Origin of the sequence: Nitrosospira sp. Nsp14 (assembly GCF_900113575.1) — a bacterium.
In the GTDB taxonomy this organism is placed as follows: Bacteria; Pseudomonadota; Gammaproteobacteria; order Burkholderiales; family Nitrosomonadaceae; genus Nitrosospira.
On the sequence record NZ_FOPV01000015.1, the window covers coordinates 1 to 17,956 of the forward strand.

At 56.5% G+C, this 17,956-nt stretch carries 12 protein-coding genes; 7 read left to right on the plus strand and 5 right to left on the minus strand.

The window, feature by feature from the left end; genetic code table 11:
* The first annotated feature begins 795 nt into the window (after positions 1-795).
* The 7 genes from ttcA to lpdA all read left to right on the plus strand — a co-directional run bounded on the left by ttcA (position 796) and on the right by lpdA (position 10,884).
* Positions 796-1,686, plus strand: coding sequence for a tRNA 2-thiocytidine(32) synthetase TtcA (ttcA, locus tag BM022_RS10555; protein ID WP_091139263.1), 891 nt, complete (start codon positions 796-798; stop codon positions 1,684-1,686).
* 79 nt (positions 1,687-1,765) lie between these two features.
* Positions 1,766-3,133, plus strand: a complete 1,368-nt coding sequence (locus BM022_RS10560; protein ID WP_177191695.1) for a DegQ family serine endoprotease — start codon at positions 1,766-1,768, stop codon at positions 3,131-3,133.
* 250 nt (positions 3,134-3,383) lie between these two features.
* Positions 3,384-5,984, plus strand: a complete 2,601-nt coding sequence (gene leuS, locus BM022_RS10565; RefSeq protein ID WP_091139145.1) for a leucine--tRNA ligase — start codon at positions 3,384-3,386, stop codon at positions 5,982-5,984.
* 45 nt (positions 5,985-6,029) lie between these two features.
* Complete coding sequence (gene lptE, locus BM022_RS10570; RefSeq protein WP_091139266.1) at positions 6,030-6,518, plus strand: LPS-assembly lipoprotein LptE; 489 nt, start codon at positions 6,030-6,032, stop codon at positions 6,516-6,518.
* 43 nt (positions 6,519-6,561) lie between these two features.
* Positions 6,562-7,572 (plus strand): DNA polymerase III subunit delta, encoded by a 1,011-nt coding sequence (holA, locus tag BM022_RS10575; RefSeq protein ID WP_091139146.1) that lies wholly within the window; start codon positions 6,562-6,564, stop codon positions 7,570-7,572.
* Between the two features lie 220 nt (positions 7,573-7,792).
* The gene (locus BM022_RS10580) at positions 7,793-9,058 is read left to right on the plus strand and encodes a glutamate-5-semialdehyde dehydrogenase (protein WP_091139148.1); all 1,266 of its coding nucleotides are present in this window, start codon (positions 7,793-7,795) and stop codon (positions 9,056-9,058) included.
* A 62-nt stretch (positions 9,059-9,120) separates the two neighbouring features.
* Positions 9,121-10,884 carry a dihydrolipoyl dehydrogenase gene (gene lpdA, locus BM022_RS10585; RefSeq protein ID WP_091139149.1) on the plus strand — a complete coding sequence of 588 codons (1,764 nt, stop codon included), beginning with the start codon at positions 9,121-9,123 and terminating at the stop codon, positions 10,882-10,884.
* Between the two features lie 84 nt (positions 10,885-10,968).
* Here lpdA and BM022_RS10590 read toward each other — a convergent pair whose 3' ends face one another.
* From BM022_RS10590 to BM022_RS10610, 5 genes are all read right to left on the minus strand, one after another.
* Positions 10,969-11,577 carry a lytic transglycosylase domain-containing protein gene (locus BM022_RS10590; RefSeq protein WP_177191699.1) on the minus strand — a complete coding sequence of 203 codons (609 nt, stop codon included), beginning with the start codon at positions 11,575-11,577 and terminating at the stop codon, positions 10,969-10,971.
* A 393-nt stretch (positions 11,578-11,970) separates the two neighbouring features.
* Entirely contained in the window at positions 11,971-12,744 is a 774-nt protein-coding gene (gene rsmA / locus BM022_RS10595) for a 16S rRNA (adenine(1518)-N(6)/adenine(1519)-N(6))-dimethyltransferase RsmA (RefSeq protein WP_091139153.1), read from the minus strand.
* Between the two features lie 50 nt (positions 12,745-12,794).
* Positions 12,795-13,814 carry a 4-hydroxythreonine-4-phosphate dehydrogenase PdxA gene (pdxA, locus tag BM022_RS10600; RefSeq protein WP_091139154.1) on the minus strand — a complete coding sequence of 340 codons (1,020 nt, stop codon included), beginning with the start codon at positions 13,812-13,814 and terminating at the stop codon, positions 12,795-12,797.
* 22 nt (positions 13,815-13,836) lie between these two features.
* Positions 13,837-15,156: a peptidylprolyl isomerase gene (locus BM022_RS10605; protein ID WP_091139156.1), complete on the minus strand. Its 1,320-nt coding sequence runs from the start codon at positions 15,154-15,156 to the stop codon at positions 13,837-13,839.
* 44 nt (positions 15,157-15,200) lie between these two features.
* Complete coding sequence (locus BM022_RS10610) at positions 15,201-17,954, minus strand: LPS-assembly protein LptD (protein WP_091139157.1); 2,754 nt, start codon at positions 17,952-17,954, stop codon at positions 15,201-15,203.
* Between the last annotated feature and the right edge of the window lie 2 nt (positions 17,955-17,956).

A 17,956-nucleotide genomic window follows, 5' to 3' on the forward strand; every position in this document is an offset into this window, starting at 1 on the left:
CTACGCTCAATCCCTGGTCTTTCACCATGCGCACCACTTCCAATTTGAAGCCGGCGTCAAACTCCCTCCGTGCTCTGCGTGCAACCATCATAAACCCCTCCATAAGTGAATAATCCACTTATCAAGGTGTCCGTGCAAATTGAACCACTACAGGATTCTCGTTTTGGCACTCAAACTGAACCTTGCAGTTTTCGCACTAAGTCGGGTGGCCTGCTCAGGGGGTCCAGTGAGTTCTCCGCAGCTTGCCCCGCATTGCGCATTTTCAATGGCAAGCTGGTTCGCGCACAGCGCGAAACGATTGCCCGGTCTCGACGGTGTTACAGGGCTGAGTGGACCATTCGGGTTGGGCTTCGCGCCGCCAGACGGAGTTGCCCCGGGCGGGTTGCCATTACCGACGCGGTAGTTTGCGCGTAGATAAAGCGCCAGTCCGTATATTTTTTCAAAGGATAAACGCGAAGAAGGGAAGGGAAAAAGGACAAAAAATGGTAACGTATTGACTTTTGGTCATTACCATTTCTGGCGAACGCGGTGCTCCCGCAGAAGCAAAGGCGAAAGGACCTGCGGTTCAGCGGAATGCAGCTGTCTTAATAGTTTCCCGCGCAGTTTCCCACAGGGGGCGATGCCATCCCAAACGGGGTGGCGGCCTGCGGAGGCAGTCCTGGAACAAATGGTTGCTATCGGGGAGATTTTCCTTAAAATTTAGCCCCAAGCTGAACGGGTTATGGAGTGCTGGGCCTCGGGAGGTATGAGACCTGCCTTGCTCGGACAAACATGGCTCAGACAATAAGGCCAAATATGGAAAGTGTGTCGAGAAAAGAACAGCATAGCGCCAGGAAATTGCACAAGCGGCTGAGGCGGCTGGTAGGTACGGCTATTGCCGATTTCAAAATGATCGAGGATGGCGACCGGGTAATGGTGTGTCTCTCGGGCGGCAAGGATAGCTACGCCTTGCTTGATATTTTGCGTAACCTGCAAGCGCATGCGCAAACGCGGTTCGACCTCGTCGCGGTAAATCTGGATCAGAAGCAACCGGGTTTCCCGGAAGAGGTGCTGCCTCGATACCTCTCGGCAATCGACATGCCATTTCGCATCGTCGAGCAAGATACCTATAGTGTGGTGAAGCGTATCATCGCGGAAGGTAAAACGACCTGCAGTCTCTGCTCGCGCTTGCGCCGCGGCGTCCTCTACCGCGTTGCCGGAGAGCTGGGCGCGACGAAGATCGCACTCGGGCACCACCGCGACGATATCCTGGAGACGCTGTTTCTCAACCTGTTTTATGGTGGCAAGCTTAAGACCATGCCGCCCAAGCTCGTGAGCGACGACGGACGCAACATCGTCATCCGCCCATTGGCTTACTGCAAGGAAAAAGATTTGGCGGAGTATGCCGAGATAGAAAATTTCCCCATCATTCCTTGCAATCTGTGCGGATCGCAAAAAAATATGCAGCGCCAGGCGGTCAAGGAAATGCTGCAACAATGGGATAAAAAATTTCCCGGCCGACTGGAGACAATGTTTACCGCACTGCAAAATATCCAGCCTTCCCATCTGGCCGATCCGCGGCTTTACAATTTCGCGGGGCTCAAGGCGGGAAACAAACCTTTTCCGGATGGGGATCGGGCTTTCGACCCCGAGACGTTCGAGCCCGGAATGGAAGAAATGCTGAGCCTGGGGAAGGGGCTGGTCTGAATGCCGGATCTCTAACCGTCTTGCTTCATTTTGTTGTCGTCGTACGGCCGAGTTCGAGCGAGTTTCGCGGAGTAAATCCATGAGGAAATCTTTCCAGCTTGTTTTGCTATCCGCCAGCCTGGTTATTTTGCTGGGCGTGGTCTTTCCCGCGCACTCGGGCTTACCTTTCGCCGACAGCAAAAACGGCGTACCGACCCTCGCTCCGCTGCTGCAAGGGGTGACGCCTGCAGTGGTGAATATTTCGGTCCAGTCGCGTTCTGCCATTGAGGATAACCCTCTATTTCGCGATCCGTTTTTCCGCCGGTTTTTCAATATCCCTGATCAGGCTGTGCAGCAGGAGCGGAGTGCGGGGTCGGGGGTGATCGTGGACGCGGCCAGCGGCTATGTCGTAACCAACTATCATGTCATCAAGGATGCGCAGCAGGTAACAGTCACGCTCAAGGATATGCGCCAGTTTGTGGCAAAGCTGGTGGGGAGTGATCCCGGCACCGACATCGCACTGCTGAAAATCGAGGCAAAAAATTTGCAGGCGCTACGTCTCGGCGATTCGGACCTTCTTAACGTGGGCGACTTCGTGGTTGCTATCGGCAATCCGTTTGGACTCGGGCAGACAGTTACGTCGGGCATCGTCAGTGCACTGGGCAGGAGCGGGCTGGATCTTGAAGGTTATGAGGACTTCATACAAACCGATGCGTCCATCAACCCCGGCAACTCAGGCGGTGCGCTTATTAATCTCAAGGGTGAGCTGGTCGGTATTAACACGGCTATTATCGGTCCTTCAGGCGCCAACGTTGGTATTGGATTCGCGGTGCCCAGCGCCATGGTCAAGGCAGTGCTGGATCAGATCGAGCGTTTTGGTGAAGTGCGACGAGGGAGGTTGGGCGCGAGCAGCGAAGATATTACCCATGATTTGGCCCGCTCCCTGGGACTCCCTTCCACCGAAGGGGCGATCATCAGCACGGTCGAGTCCAAATCGCCAGCGGAACAGGCGGGTCTCAAGCCCGGCGACGTGATAACGGCAGTGAATGGGCGCCCGGTTAGACGTTCGATTGATTTGCGCAACAAGATCGGGATGATGCCGATCGGAGAAACGGTTAATCTCACCATCTTGCGGGATGGCAAGACCCGCACTACCAAGATCAAAATCGCGAAGCCGCTTGAGGTGCCGGGGACCGAGGCGGAGACGGTGCCCCAGCTTGCGGGCGCCACCGTGGCAAACCTCAAGGCCGGGGCGCGCGGGAAAATTGAAGGTGTGATCGTTACCCAGGTGGATGCGAACAGCCCAGCCTGGCTGCACGGCCTCAGGCCGGGTGACGTCATCTTCGGTGTCAATCGCAAAAAAGTACGCTCCGTACAGGAGTTTCTGGCGGCCCTACAGTCCAGCGAAGACCGTATCATCCTCAATCTGCTGCGCGGCGATTTCAGGCTAGCCCTTGTCATCCGGTAGGCGGATCGCCCGGAATACCCAAAACCGTACATCCAAACCGAGTTTCCCGGCCGTATTTACAGACTGAGTTCCGGCCGGGTTTCGTGGGCGTTCAGCCGATAAAGGCTGCAAGGCCAATCTCTGGTCGACCAATCACGCAGATCGATGATGTGTACCGCCCCCGGCGACTAATCATTAAACAAACGGACGGCGTCGGCTGTTTTCGTTCGCGGTATAATTCTCAGCTTTATGGCGGAAAAGCCGGGAATTTATGCGGGAAAAATATCATCCAGGGGAAATCGAATCAGAAGCGCAGCGGCATTGGCACACTACTGCCGCGTTTAAGGCCGACGAGGTTCCCGCCAAGCAGAAATATTATTGCCTGTCCATGTTTCCCTACCCCTCCGGCAAGCTGCACATGGGTCATGTGCGCAACTACACAATAGGCGATGTGCTATCGCGCTACTACCGCATGCAGGGTTACAACGTGTTGCAGCCGATGGGCTGGGATGCGTTCGGATTGCCTGCGGAGAATGCGGCGATGCAAAACGGCGTGCCACCCGCCCGCTGGACATACGACAACATCGCGTACATGCGCAAACAATTGCAGAGCCTGGGTCTCGCCATCGATTGGAGCTGCGAGCTGGCTACGTGCAGCCCGGATTACTACCGCTGGAATCAGTGGCTATTTTTGCGGATGCTGGAAACAGGATTGGCCTACCGGACCACGGGCACCGTCAATTGGGATCCGATAGACCAGACGGTACTGGCTAACGAGCAGGTAATAGACGGACGTGGCTGGCGCACGGGAGCGCTCATCGAGAAGCGCGAGATCCCCATGTATTACTTGCGAATAACTGCCTATGCGGACGAACTGCTGGCGTCATTGAACACGCTGCCGGGTTGGCCCGAGCGGGTAAAAACAATGCAAGCGAACTGGATCGGCAAGAGCTTGGGGGTGGATGTGATCTTCCCGGCCGACGCTGCATCCGGTATGCCGCAGGCATTGAAGGTTTTTACCACTCGCGCGGATACGCTGCTCGGGGTTACCTACGTCGCGGTGGCGGCGGAGCACCCGGTTGCGCTGCATGCGGCAAAAAACAATCCTGACCTGGCCGAGTTCATCAGTGCATGCCATCTTGGCGGCACCATGGAGGCGGAACTTGCGACACAGGAAAAAAGGGGCATGCAAACAGGACTGTTTGTCCTCCATCCCCTGACTGGGGAAAAACTTCCCGTCTGGGTGGCAAATTATGTGCTAATGGGATACGGCGAGGGTGCGGTAATGGCGGTGCCCGCGCACGATGAACGCGATTTCGAGTTTGCAGAAAAATACGGGCTGCCGGTCAAGCCCGTGATCAAGCCGACCGATTCCGATTTAAGCGTCCCGCTCACGCAGGCCTATGTTGAGCATGGCTTGACGTTTAATTCCGGCGAATTTTCGGACTTGGCATTTCAGCCCGCCGTCGACGCAATCGCCGCGGCGCTGGAAAAGAAAGGATTGGGTGAAAAGCGGATTCACTACCGCCTGCGCGACTGGGGCATTTCGCGTCAACGCTACTGGGGCTGCCCGATTCCCCTTATTTATTGCGACGCGTGCGGAATCGTGCCGGTGCCGGACGACCAGCTTCCTGTAGTGCTGCCTGAAGATCTTGTTCCTGACGGTTCGGGAAACCCGCTGGCGAAAACGCGATCGTTCTATGCTTGTTCGTGCCCCCGTTGCGGCCAGTCGGCACGGCGGGAGACGGATACGATGGATACTTTCTTGGATTCGTCGTGGTACTACATACGCTATGCCTGTGCCGATCAGAAGGAGCGAATGACCGATGCGCGCGTAGACTACTGGCTGCCGGTCGACCAGTATGTTGGTGGCATCGAACACGCGATCTTGCACCTTCTTTATTCCCGCTTCTGGAGCAAGGTGATGCGCGATCTTGGGCTGGTTAAGTTTGATGAGCCGTTTGCTAATCTCCTTACCCAGGGTATGGTGCTCAACGAGATCATGTTCCGCAAAACTGAAACCGGCCGCCTCATCTATTTCAATCCGGCGGACGTGGACGTTCAAACCGACGAGCAAGGCAGGGCCATCGGCGCGATGCTGCGCGAGGATGGCCAGCCAGTCGAATCGGGCGGGATTGGCACCATGTCCAAATCCAAGAACAACGGCGTCGATCCGCAGATGCTGGTTGAACAATATGGGGCGGATACCGCGAGATTATTCATGATGTTCGCCAGCCCGCCGGAACAAACGCTGGAGTGGGCGGATGCGGGAGTGGAGGGTTCGTTCCGCTTCCTCAAGCGCTTGTGGAAGCAGGTTTACGAACATGTGCAGGCTGGCGTGCCGCCCGCGGTGCCGGCAGCGGCTACGGAACTGGGTACCGAGTTCAAGTCTCTGCGTTTTCAGTTGCACCAGACGATTGCCAAGGTGGGCGATGATCTCGGCAGGCGTCACACGTTCAATACCGCCATTGCAGCAGTCATGGAACTCATGAATGCGCTCGGCAAATTGCAGGATTCCAGTCCAGCTGCGCGCGGCCTGATGCAGGAAGCGATGGAAAGTATCGTATTGCTTTTGTCGCCTGTCGTGCCTCACATCTGTCATGCGCTATGGCGCGAACTTAAGCCGGGAACGGAACTTCTCGACCAGCCATGGCCGCAAGCAGATAACGCTGCTCTGGTGCAGGATGAAATTGAATTGATCGTTCAGGTCAACGGTAAACTGCGCGGCAAGATCAGCGTCGCGAGAGATACGCGACCCGAAGTTATCGAGCGGCTCGCGCTGGAGAACGATCAGGCGCAAAAGTTCGTCGGGAACCAGCAGGTAAAAAAGGTTGTAATAGTTCCAGGCAGATTGGTAAATATCGTTGTCTAAAGGTATTAAACCCTGATGGTATTAAACCCTGATGAGGACTTTTTTATGAAAAGAACCATACCGGTCGTGTTCTGTTTATTCCTTGCTGCCTGTGGTTTTCAGTTACGCGGTACGGCCTCCCTGCCATTTGAAACGCTCTATATCTCATCCCCGGCGGGCAATCCAATTGGGACGGATCTGCGTCGCTTCATCAAGGCGGGCACCAACACCCGTATTGTGGATAACCCGAAAGATGCCGCAGCCACACTGGAGGTTATCAGTGCAGTAAACGAGAGGCAAATCATGTCGGTGTCCGGCGGCGGCCGGGTGCGGGAATTCGATTTGCGCTATCGGGTTTCCTTTCGTCTTATAGACGCTAAAGGGGTGGAGCTCATACCCGCTAATGAGATTGCCCTCCGCCGTATTCTTCCTTTTACCGACGCGCAAGTGGTGGCGAAGGAGGGGGAGGAGGCGATGCTCGTTAGAGAAATGCAGAGCGATGCCGCCGCTCAGATTCTTCGTCGGCTTGAGTCGGTTCATACAGCCGAAGGCTGAGAACCGACTTCTCAACTTCCAAGTTATATCGCGAGCCAATATCATGCGTATCACCCCGGAGCATCTTCGGCGGCACCTGCAGAAACCGCTTGCGCCTCTCTATATCGTGTCCGGAGACGAGTTGCTGCTCTGTATCGACGCCGCTGATGCAATCCGAACCAGAGCGCGCCGGGAAGGTTATAGTGAACGCGAGATTTTTCCGGTAGACCATCATTTCAACTGGTCTGAGCTGCGACAGCGCAGCAGCAGCCTGTCGCTGTTTGGCGAACGGCGTGTCATGGACATCCGCATTCCGTCAGGCAAGCCCGGCATCCAAGGAAGTGCTGTAATCGAGGAATATTGCCAGGCGCTCCCGCCCGATACGCTCACGCTCGTCACGTTGCCAAAGATCGACAGACAGGGCGCGGCGACAAAATGGTTCAAGGCCCTTGAGAGTGCGGGCATCACGATCCAGGTCGATGCGGTGGAGCGTCCCCGCTTGCCCGCCTGGATCGGCCAGCGCCTGGAGATGCAACAGCAAAGCGCCGACCAGGACACCCTGCAGTTCCTGGCCGACAAGGTAGAGGGCAACCTGGTTGCAGCCTATCAGGAACTGAAGAAACTCGCCCTGCTGTACCCCGCGGGCCCGATGTCGTTCGAACAGGTAAAAGATGCGGTGCTCGATGTGGCGCGTTATGATGTGTATAAACTACCCGCTGCCATGATTCGAGGCGAGACCGCGCGTTATAACCGGGTGCTGGAAGGATTGCGGGGCGAGGGCACCGCGTTGCCGCTGATTGTGTTCACGCTTGCGACCCAGATTCGAGCGTTGATCACGATTCGCAAGGGACTGGATGCGGGGAGGCCCGTAATGCAGTTGATGAACCAGATCAGAGCTCGGGTCGATCAGCATGAATTTCTGCAAAGCGCGGCCCGACGTCTCCGACTGGAACAGTTGATGCAGGCTTTGGTACATGTGTCGAAAATTGACCGCATCAGTAAGGGTGTGGCGAAGGGCGATGCCTGGGATGAATTGCTGCAGCTGGGGCTGCGTTTCGCGGTTACCGCTCGCTAAGTGCCGATAGTTCATCCGGTGGTTCAGGCCTGCTTGCTCGCAATGATGAGTTTTAGCCTGCTTGCGCTATCTTGAGCACTGTATGCCTAAGCGATCATGGGCCTCGCATCTGTCCCTGTACAGTTTGTGTCGCTGGTGCAGCTAATAACGCCGGATTTATTAGCTGCATCTGTGCTACCGGCAACATTGATTGATTCATCGTTTTAAATGGAACCGTGACATGGATATTATCGACGTCAAGACTTACATGCAGTCAATCGGGCGCGAAGCTCGGGCCGCGTCGCGTCTTGTTGCAAAGGCGGAGACCGCCGCAAAAAACCGGGCACTCACGCAAATGGCCGCCGCTATCCAGCGCGATGAGCAGATATTGCTGGCTGCAAATGCGATGGATGTCGAAAGTGCCAGGAAACGGGGTCTTGACCCGGCCGTGATCGACCGGCTGACGCTTTCATCCAAGAGCATCGCAGGCATGACCGAAGGTTTGCTGCAAATCGCGGCGCTGGCCGATCCCGTCGGGGAAATCAGTGACTTGAAATATCGCCCTTCTGGCATCCAGGTTGGCAGGATGCGCGTGCCACTCGGTGTTGTTGGCATCATTTATGAAGCGCGGCCCAACGTTACCGCCGATGCCGCCGGGCTGTGCCTCAAGGCGGGTAATGCCGCGATACTGCGCGGCGGATCCGAGGCCATCAATAGCAACCGGGCGATTGCTGCGTGCGTAAAGGAGGGGCTGAGAGCGGCAGGGCTGCCCGAAACTGCGATACAGGTGGTTGAAACGACTGACCGGCAAGCCGTTGGTGAACTCATCACAATGAACGAATTCGTCGATGTCATTGTGCCCCGGGGCGGCAAGGGGCTGATCGAACGCATCGCTGGTGAAGCACGGATTCCGGTCATCAAGCATCTCGACGGTGTATGCCATGTGTACATTGATGAACAGGCGGATCTGGACAAGGCGCTGCGCGTCGCCGACAACGCCAAGACCCAGCGCTATGGAACCTGCAACACCATGGAGACACTGCTCGTGCACACGGCCATTGCTGAGAAAGTGCTGCCTCCGCTATGCAAAATCTATCTCGACAAAGGGGTGGAGCTGCGTGGCGATGCCGCGTCTCGATCCATCATTCCGCAAATGAAGGAAGCCACGGAAGAGGATTGGCACACCGAATATCTGGCGCCGGTCCTCAGCGTGCGGGTGGTCACGGGCCTGGATCAGGCGATCGAGCATGTGACGTTGTATGGATCGCAACATACCGACTCGATCATTACCGAGGACTATGGCCGAGCCCGGCGTTTCCTCCGAGAAGTGGATTCCAGCTCGGTGATGGTGAACGCCTCGACGCGATTTGCCGACGGTTTCGAGTATGGGCTGGGCGCTGAAATCGGTATCTCGACCGACAAGCTTCACGCCCGTGGCCCGGTGGGATTGGAAGGATTGACCAGTCAGAAGTTTATCGTGCTGGGCGACGGACACATCAGGCAATAAATGTAACCGGGACCATAAGCATTTCAAAAAGGTCGGTTTTATCTTTTTCCATTTAGGTTGTCATGACTCAGGTTATCGAAATAAAAGTTCCCGATATCGGCGATTTCAAAGATGTGGCTGTGATCGAGCTATTGGTGAAGCCCGGCGATGCGGTAGAGAAGGAAACGTCGCTCGTCACGCTTGAAACCGACAAGGCGGCGATGGAGGTTCCCTCGCCGCAGGCGGGTGTGGTGAAGGATATTCGTGTCAAGGTCGGTGACACAGTCTCGGAAGGGTCGCTCCTGCTGACGCTCGAACTGGCAGCCGTACCGGGCGAAACAGATAAACGCGCTGGATCGTCTAAGGCCGAACCAAGTCCGCCTAAGCCAGAACCAGGTCCGCCTCCTCCCGCCCCGTCGGTTCCGCGAGGTGACATTCATGTGGACGTGGTCGTGTTGGGTGCCGGGCCGGGCGGTTACACGGCGGCGTTCCGGGCAGCGGATCTGGGCAAGACAACCGCATTGGTTGAGCGCTACCCGGCGCTTGGTGGGGTTTGCCTCAATGTGGGCTGTATTCCCTCCAAGGCGCTTTTGCACGTGGCCAAAGTCATGACGGATGCGGAAGAAACGGCGCAGCAGGGCGTCGTTTTCGGCAAGCCGAGCATCGAAATAGACAAGCTTCGTGCCTGGAAGGAGTCTGTCATCGGCAAGCTGACCAAGGGACTCGGCCAACTGGCGAAGCAGCGCAAGGTGGAGCGCGTGCATGGGACTGGCAAGTTTATCTCGCCGAACATGATCGAGGTTGAGACACCCGATGGTTTGAAATCCGTGTCGTTCGATCATTGCATTATTGCCGCCGGCTCGAGCGTGGCGCGCATACCTGGCTTTCCGTATGAAGATCCACGCATGATGGATTCGACCGGTGCATTGAAGCTGGAAGATATTCCCAAGCGCATGCTCATCATTGGAGGCGGCATCATCGGCCTGGAAATGGCAACCGTGTACGATGCCCTGGGCAGCAGGATCACAGTCGTGGAGCTAATGGATCAATTGATCCCGGGGGCCGATGCGGACTTAGTCAGACCACTGCACCGCCGCATACAAAGGCGCTACGAGGCGATTTATCTTAAAACCAAGGTGACCGCGATCGAGGCACTTCAAGAGGGACTCAAAGTCACCTTCGAAGGCGGACAAAACGGCAAGACGCCCGAACCGCAAATCTATGACCGTATCCTGATGGCGGTAGGACGTCGCCCCAATGGGCGCGATGTTGGAGCGGAACAAGCGGGTGTCAACGTGGATGAGCGCGGGTACATACCGGTGGATAGGCAATTGCGCACCAACGTGCCGCATATTTTCGCCATCGGCGATGTTGCGGGCGAGCCCATGCTGGCGCACAAAGCCTCGCACGAAGGCAAGCTGGCCGCCGAGATCATTGCCGGCCATAAAGCGGCGTTTGATGCGCGCACCATTCCCTCCGTGGCATATACGGATCCAGAGATCGCCTGGATGGGCTTGACTGAAACCGATGCGGCCAAACAGGGAATCGAGTTCGAAAAAGCAGTGTTTCCCTGGGCCGCGAGCGGCCGGGCAATAGCCATGGCGCGTGAGGAAGGCATGACCAAGCTGCTGCTGGACAAAAAGACGCGTCGCATTCTTGGCGCGGGCATCGTTGGCGTGAATGCTGGGGAACTGATCGCCGAGACCGTGCTGGGTCTGGAAATGGGCGCGGACATGAAAGACCTCGGCCTCACTATTCATCCACACCCGACATTATCGGAAACCACCTTTTTTGCCGCTGAAATCGCAGAAGGGTCGATTACGGACCTTTATATACCGAAGAAGTAATTGCGAAGCGATTTCGGCTCCATTTATAGCAATGGGCGCAGTTTAAAGGCAATTCAAGCAGACAGGGGTTGATCTGAAAGCTTTTCAGGTTCCGCGCCGCGGTGAGGCAACCTTGAGAGTTCCCTGATACTTGCGATAGAGCTCCAGAACCTTCGGCACGTAAGCCCGAGTTTCCTGGAATGGCGGAATTTGGTTTCCGTACTTGATGACGTTATTTTCGCCGGCGTTGTAGGCGGCCAGCGTAAGCCTCACATCACCGTTAAACATCTTCAACAAGTCGCTCAGGTATCTGGCGCCCCCATGAAGGTTCTGTACCGGGTCAAACCGGTCGGTCACGCCGTATCGCTGGGCAGTTTCAGGCATGAGTTGCATCAGGCCGCCTGCGCCTTTCCTGGAAACCGCCGTCACCCTGTAAGCTGATTCGACAGAGACGACGGCATGTATCAGTGCGCTTTCCAGCCCGTAAGTGCGAGCGACCTCTTCTATGACTCCAACATACTGAGCCTTGGTTAGCGATGCGGCTTGATTGTTACTCGAGCGCCCTACCGTTCTCTTTGCAACGGCATTCGGCGCCGAAAGTGGCACGTAGCGCTCATCCGTAGGCACATTGCTGAAATGCAGGACGCCATTCTCATCGGTGAACGAGTAAATTTCCGCGCTGGCCGGCAGTGGGGCGATACCGCATGCCAGCATAGCAGCCAATAGGCACGCACCTCGCGCAGACGCAGACGTATTCATTGCCAAACGTGGCGGACTACCTGTCTTCATCCTTTTGTTTTTTCGTATGTTTAAGTCGGGTTTAATGCAAACCCCGGACAGTGACTGAATGACGATCTGCGCATTTGTTTACTCAACGGAAAGACGGGTCGCAACTCGAGTGAACGCCGCTCGAGGCGAGTCGCGCGCGGACATATGTTCTCCCTCGATTTCGAGTCTAAAGCATAGCACGGTCTTACGGGCAAGCTATCCCATTTCCTGTGGCTGTTACCGCAAATTCTGATCGTTACATGGTTGCAACGCCAACACGCAGTTTTTTCTTTTTGAGTAATTCATGCGTCGTCCGGGCACGAGGTAATATCCGTACTCCTATTCTTTACTTAAATAGTCAGCGATTGCCGCGTACTGCAGGACAGTAAGATTTTCCGCGCGCAGGCTCGCATCGATTTCTAGCAGGGCATAATCTTCAGGTTTCAGATATTCAAGCAGGGTATTGCGCAGGGTCTTGCGGCGTTGCGAGAAAGCGGCGGCGACAATATCTGCGAATAGTTCTTCCCTGCAGCGATCGATCAGCGGCTGTTGCCGAGGGATCATGCGTACAACTGCCGATTCAACCTTGGGTACCGGGCGGAAAGAGGTCGGTGGAACGATGAAAAGTTGCTCCATTTCAAAACGATACTGCAGCATGACCGACAGTCGCCCGTAGGCGGGCGTCGAGGGCATCGCAACCATGCGCTCCACCACTTCCTTTTGCAGCATGAAGTGCATATCGAGGATGCCACCCGCATATCCGCTTAAATGAAACAGGAGCGGTGTGGAAATATTATAGGGTAGATTTCCTATCACCCTCAGATCTTCGCCAATGGCGGAGAAGTCGAATTTCAGCGCATCACCTGCGTGTATATCAAGTTGCTTCCCCGAGAATTCGCCGCGCAGATGGTCGATGATATCCCGGTCAATTTCCACCACATGCAGGTGACATACCACCTGCAACAGGGGCCGCGTTAGAGCGCCCATGCCCGGACCTATTTCGACCAGAAGGTCATCCTTGCTCGGATGGATGGCACTGACGATATCCGCGACAACCTGACGGTCGATCAGGAAATTTTGGCCAAAGCGTTTGCGGGGAATATGTTGCGTCACTTTCGTGGGAAGTAGGCAAGCGGGATGCGGCGAGTCCGCTGTAGGCGCAGTCAGTGCGCGATTTTTCGATTGCCGGCCAGCGTCGTCGCCATTTCGATCGCGGCGAGGAGACTGCCTGGATCGGCACGACCCGTTCCCGCCAGGTCGAGGGCAGTTCCATGATCTACAGAAGTACGAATGATCGGCAAGCCCAACGTCACGTTGACTGCATTGCCAAAACTCGCATGTTTCAATACCGGTAGCCCCTGGTCGTGGTACATGGCAAATACGCAGTCGAAGTTCTTCAGCTTTGGCGGATGGAACAGGGTATCGGCTGGAAGCGGGCCGACCAAATCCATCCCCTGCGCGCGCAAGCCTTCGAGCGCCGGAATGATGGTTTCGATTTCTTCCCTGCCGAGATGTCCCGATTCGCCGGCATGAGGGTTCAGCCCTGCCACGGCGATACGAGGCCGGGCAATGGCAAAACGATTGATCAAGTCGGTGTGGATGATGCGAAGTTTCCGCTCCAGCGTGTCTCGTGTGATCGCTGCGGGCACATCTTTTAATGGCAGGTGCGTGGTCGCGAGCGCTACCCGCATACCGCCGCCCACAAGCAACATGACTGCCTCGCTGTTCGTCAGTTGAGCCAGGTATTCGGTATGCCCGGTGAAGGCGATCCGGGCGTCGTTAATGACTCCTTTATGCACCGGCGCAGTCACCATTGCGCTGAACTCGCCTCTGCGGCATCCCTCAACGGCGCGCTCCAGCATGGTCAGCACATAGCGGGCATTGACCGGATCAAGCCGGCCGGCGATCGAGGATTCGACCAGGGGAACGTGCAGCACTTGCAACGAGCCTGCTTTATGCCCGGACTCATGCCCGCGTCCTGCGGCGGGGGCGTAAGCGGATATTTCCAGCGGGAGGTGCAGTAAGCGCGCGCGAGCGCGCAACAGTTCGCGGTCGCCAAGCACGACCGGGTTAAAAGGCAAATCAAGTTGCGCGATTTGTACGCACAGATCCACACCAATTCCAGCCGGCTCGCCCGTAGTGAGAGCGAACCTTTGGTCTTTGGCCGACTGGCTCCCCGACATGCTATTCAAGAGTCGCTCAATCCTAACCTTCCTCAAGCCGGTATTCGACATAGGCGCGGTCGCGTAGCCTTTGCAGCCATTCCTGAAAAGCTGCATCAGCTTTACGCGCGCGGATAGCCTGACGCGCCGCTTGCCGCTGCCGCTCCTGGCTTACATCCTGGGTTCGGCGCTCCACAACCTGTATCAAGTGCCAGCCGAATGGCGACTGGACAGGCTTACTGATTTCACCGGGTTGAAGCGCGCGCATGGCGTGATCAAATTCGGGCACTGTGTCGCCGGGAGAGAGCCAGCCCAGGTCGCCTCCGGTGGGCGCGCTCGCATCTTCGGAATGGGCCTTGGCCAATTCCTCGAACTTCGCGCCATTGTCCAGCCTTTCCTTCAACTCTGTTACACGGCGCTGGGCGTCTGTTTCCGAGGTAAGTTCGCTGATCTTGACAAGTATATGGCGCGCGTGGGTCTGATCCACCATCGTTACGGCTTCGTTCTGGCTGCGGCGGTCCACAAGCTTGAGAATATGGAAACCGCTCGCACTTTGAATGATTGGAGTCACTTCCCCCGCCTTCATTGGTGTCAGCACGTCGGCAAAAATCTTCGTCAACTGTGCCGCGGGCCGCCACTCAAGCAGGCCTCCCGCCATCGCATCCGGCGCGTCCGAGAATTCGGCCGCTACTTGCGCAAACTCGACCCCGTTATTCAGGCGCGCCAGTGCAGCTTCTGCCCGCTCCCGCCTCGTCTGCAATTGGGAAGAACTTGCCTGGTCTGGCACCATGACCAGAATGTGGGCGATGCGATATTCCTCATTCTGCGTGGGAGACGATTCCTGGGTGTGCAGAAAATTATCCACCTCTCCCTCCGTCACGCTAACCCGGTTGGTGACCTCCCGTTCCTTAAGCCGAACCAAAATTATCTCATCGCGTATTTCGCTCCGGAACTTGTTGAAACTGACCCCGTCATGCTCCAGTGCGTTGTGAAACTCATGCAGCGTCATCTTGTTTTCCTGAGCGATGCGGCGCAGGGTCTGGTCGAGCTCATCGTCGGCCACGGTCAATCCGGTTTCCTTGGCCAGCTGTAACTGGACCTGGTTCAAAATGATGCGCTCGAGCATCTGCTTCTCGAGTACTGCGGGCGGGGGCGGCTGGACCCCCTGTTTCTGCAACTGCTTTACCATGGCCCTGAGCATTTCGTCCAGCTCGTGGCGCGTGATCACACTCTCATTCACGACTGCTACGATATGGTCTATCGTCCTGACGCTGCCCGAATGAGCGGGCTGTTGCGCAAGCGCCATCCCCCAGGTCAGTATGACCAGCAGGACAGGAGGACTTAACCAGAATTTTTTGCCCATGTGAATAAGCGTTGAGCAGAGGAACGAGGAGATGGGATAAGTTTCTATGGACCTTCGAGCAGAGTGCTTCCCTGACTGCCGGTTCTGACATAGCCGGGAATACTGCGTTGCAACACATGCAGCGGGTTGGAGCCGATTTGCATCAAGCCGTTTAACTCGAGTTGCAAGAAAGCCGCGGTGGTCGTTCTCTGTGTGGCGGTCGTGAGATGCTGGAGCACAAACCGCAGCGACCAGCAACAGGCATTATACTCAAGTCCCGCCAGTCCTTCCAGAATTCTCTGATCCTGTAAGGAGTAATTGATGCGCGCGACTGTCTGCCATCTTTCCGACCATCGCCATTGGCTCGAGGCATCTACCTGATGCAGCACGTCACGGGTAAACCGGTAACCCACGTTGATGACCCGGCCAGGCTCCGGACGATAGCTCAAGCCAGAACGTACCACGTCAGCCATAAACCTGGTCTGATCGAATTGGACGCTTGCGTCGGTGCTGATTGTGGGCGTGAGAAACCCGGTCACTGCAGCAACGAAATCCGGTCTGCGGTTGATCGTTTCAGGTGCGTCCAGTGTTACGCGCCGATCAATAAAGCTTATTTGCTGGCCGACGGCAAGCCGCAGGCGTTCCCTGCCTGTGCCCGATTCGATCAGGCGCGAGGTAAGCGCGAAGGTGAGCTGATTCGCATCGTTGATACGGTCGTGGCCGCTGAATCGGTTTTCGTTCAGCATCTGCGCGAAGCTGAAGTCCGTTTTGGCCGAGTCAAAGTTAGGCAGATTAGTCTGGTCGTGGAATGGCACATATACGTAGAAAAGCCGCGGCTCAATTGTTTGCGTGAACCGTTCGCCGCCAAGGCCCATCTGGCGGTCAAACACGATACCACTGTCCAGGCTGACGATGGGCAAGGTACGATTGAGGTTCGAATCGGGCGCGCTGTCGTCCAGGATATATCGGGTATGGTGTATTCCCACCTTCGGCGTTACATAGCCAAATGCAGTGCGCATCGGGTAGCTGACGCTGGGATAGAGAACCACCCGTTGACCGCCTACCATAGTGGGATGGGAAAAATTTGACCAGTTGCCGATGAAATTCAGATCCATGCCTAAAACGTCGGATTTATTCGCGATCATCGCCACTTGCGGCAAGCGCTTGTAGGGAGGCACGATGGGGGCTAGCGGATCCTGGATAGTCTGGAAGCTTTGCACAAGGGAAGTAACGTTCAGCGTCCCATCTTCGCCGAGAGCGCGGTTATACGTAACCACACCCTGTTGCAACAGGTTGGTCCGTGAGGTGAGATTCAGGTTGTTGCCGAGATCGCGGAAATAGGCATCGTCGGAAACCCGGTTGTAGTCGAAGCGGCCGGCAAAGCCGGCACCAAAATTGTGATCATGTGCAACCGAGGTGCGCCAGCGGGTCGTTTGCGTCTCCCAGTCATTGGGCAGTATGTCGCCAAGAACCGCGCCGCTCCATTTTTCCCCCAGATAGCGGAATTCGTTATTGATCGAGATGCCGCGCTTCGACATCATGCGCGCAGAAATGGTGGCGTCATAGTTGGGTGCAATGTTCCAGTAGAACGGCACTGTCGCTTCGAGCCCGGTTCTCACGTTGGTGCCGTATACAGGGGCAAGCAAACCGGATTTACGCTCACCGCTGTACGAGAAATTCATCCAAGGTGTATATAAAATAGGCACGTCCTTGAACGTGAGTTTAACGTTTCGCGCAGTTCCCACTTTCTTATTATGGTCGAGTTGCAGGTCTGCGACGTTCAGGAGCCAGTCGTCGTCGCCTGCGGGGCACGTGGTGTAGGTGGTTTGCCGGAAACGGTAATGATTATCCCCTTCGAACATGAGCATATCGGCGTAGCCCCTGCTGCTCGCGTCCTTCAGTTGGTATCTTGGCTGGCTGAGTTCCCCGGTTTTGCTGGCCAGATTGAACTTGAGCCGGGAGCCCTCCAGTATGTCTCCACGCTGCTCCACACGGACCCCGCCTTCAGCTTCCGCATCTTCCGTGTCCTGACGGTATTTCAAGCGGTCAGCAGTGATGAACTGTTCGCCGTTGTTCAACTCAGCCCTGCCGATCGCCTCCACTTCCCTGTCGGAGTGGCCTTGCAGACGGTCGGCAGCCACGAACACGGGCCTGCTTTTCGGACTTACCTTTTCTGGGGCGGGCGCGGCCACTTTCAGGTCGGTACCCGGCTCGACTTCTCCCCCCAGGCGCAGCTTCATTTCGCCTGGCTGTTCAAGATGCCCGCGGATGTGCTCGGCTTCGGCAAATCCTGGTTTACCGCCGCCCTCAACCGCCATCTTGCTTCCATCCTTGACCGTGGGCAATGCAATACCCCCGGGTGAAGTCGCGCCCGGACGTAGCTGAGGTTCAAGTTCCTGCACGGCGTGTGGCCCTGCTATACCCTCGGTCCCGGTGAGCCCGGGCTGGTTTTCCTTGTTCCCGGATTCAACTTTAGAAGCTGCGGCAGGTCCACCCGTTTTTGCCGCCCCCGATGGTGTATAGTTCCGCCTGGGTTGGGAGTGCCCACCTCCATCCGGGGGGTGACCGGCTGAGTTAACCGGCGCGCCGCGTAATTCGGCTCCGCTCGGGACCTGGGCCTCATATTCATGATGGCCGCGAATGCGCTCGGTGTCGACGACGACCGGTTTATTCTCGTTACCCTGGGCCTGGGTCGGCGGGGTCGTCGCACGCTCCGATTTTTGCCGCGATGCGGATGATGTGTTGTCGGCGCGCGCATTGCATGCAAGGCAAAAAAGAAAAACAAACCAGCAAATCGGGCGGGAGAAACGCGATTTCATGT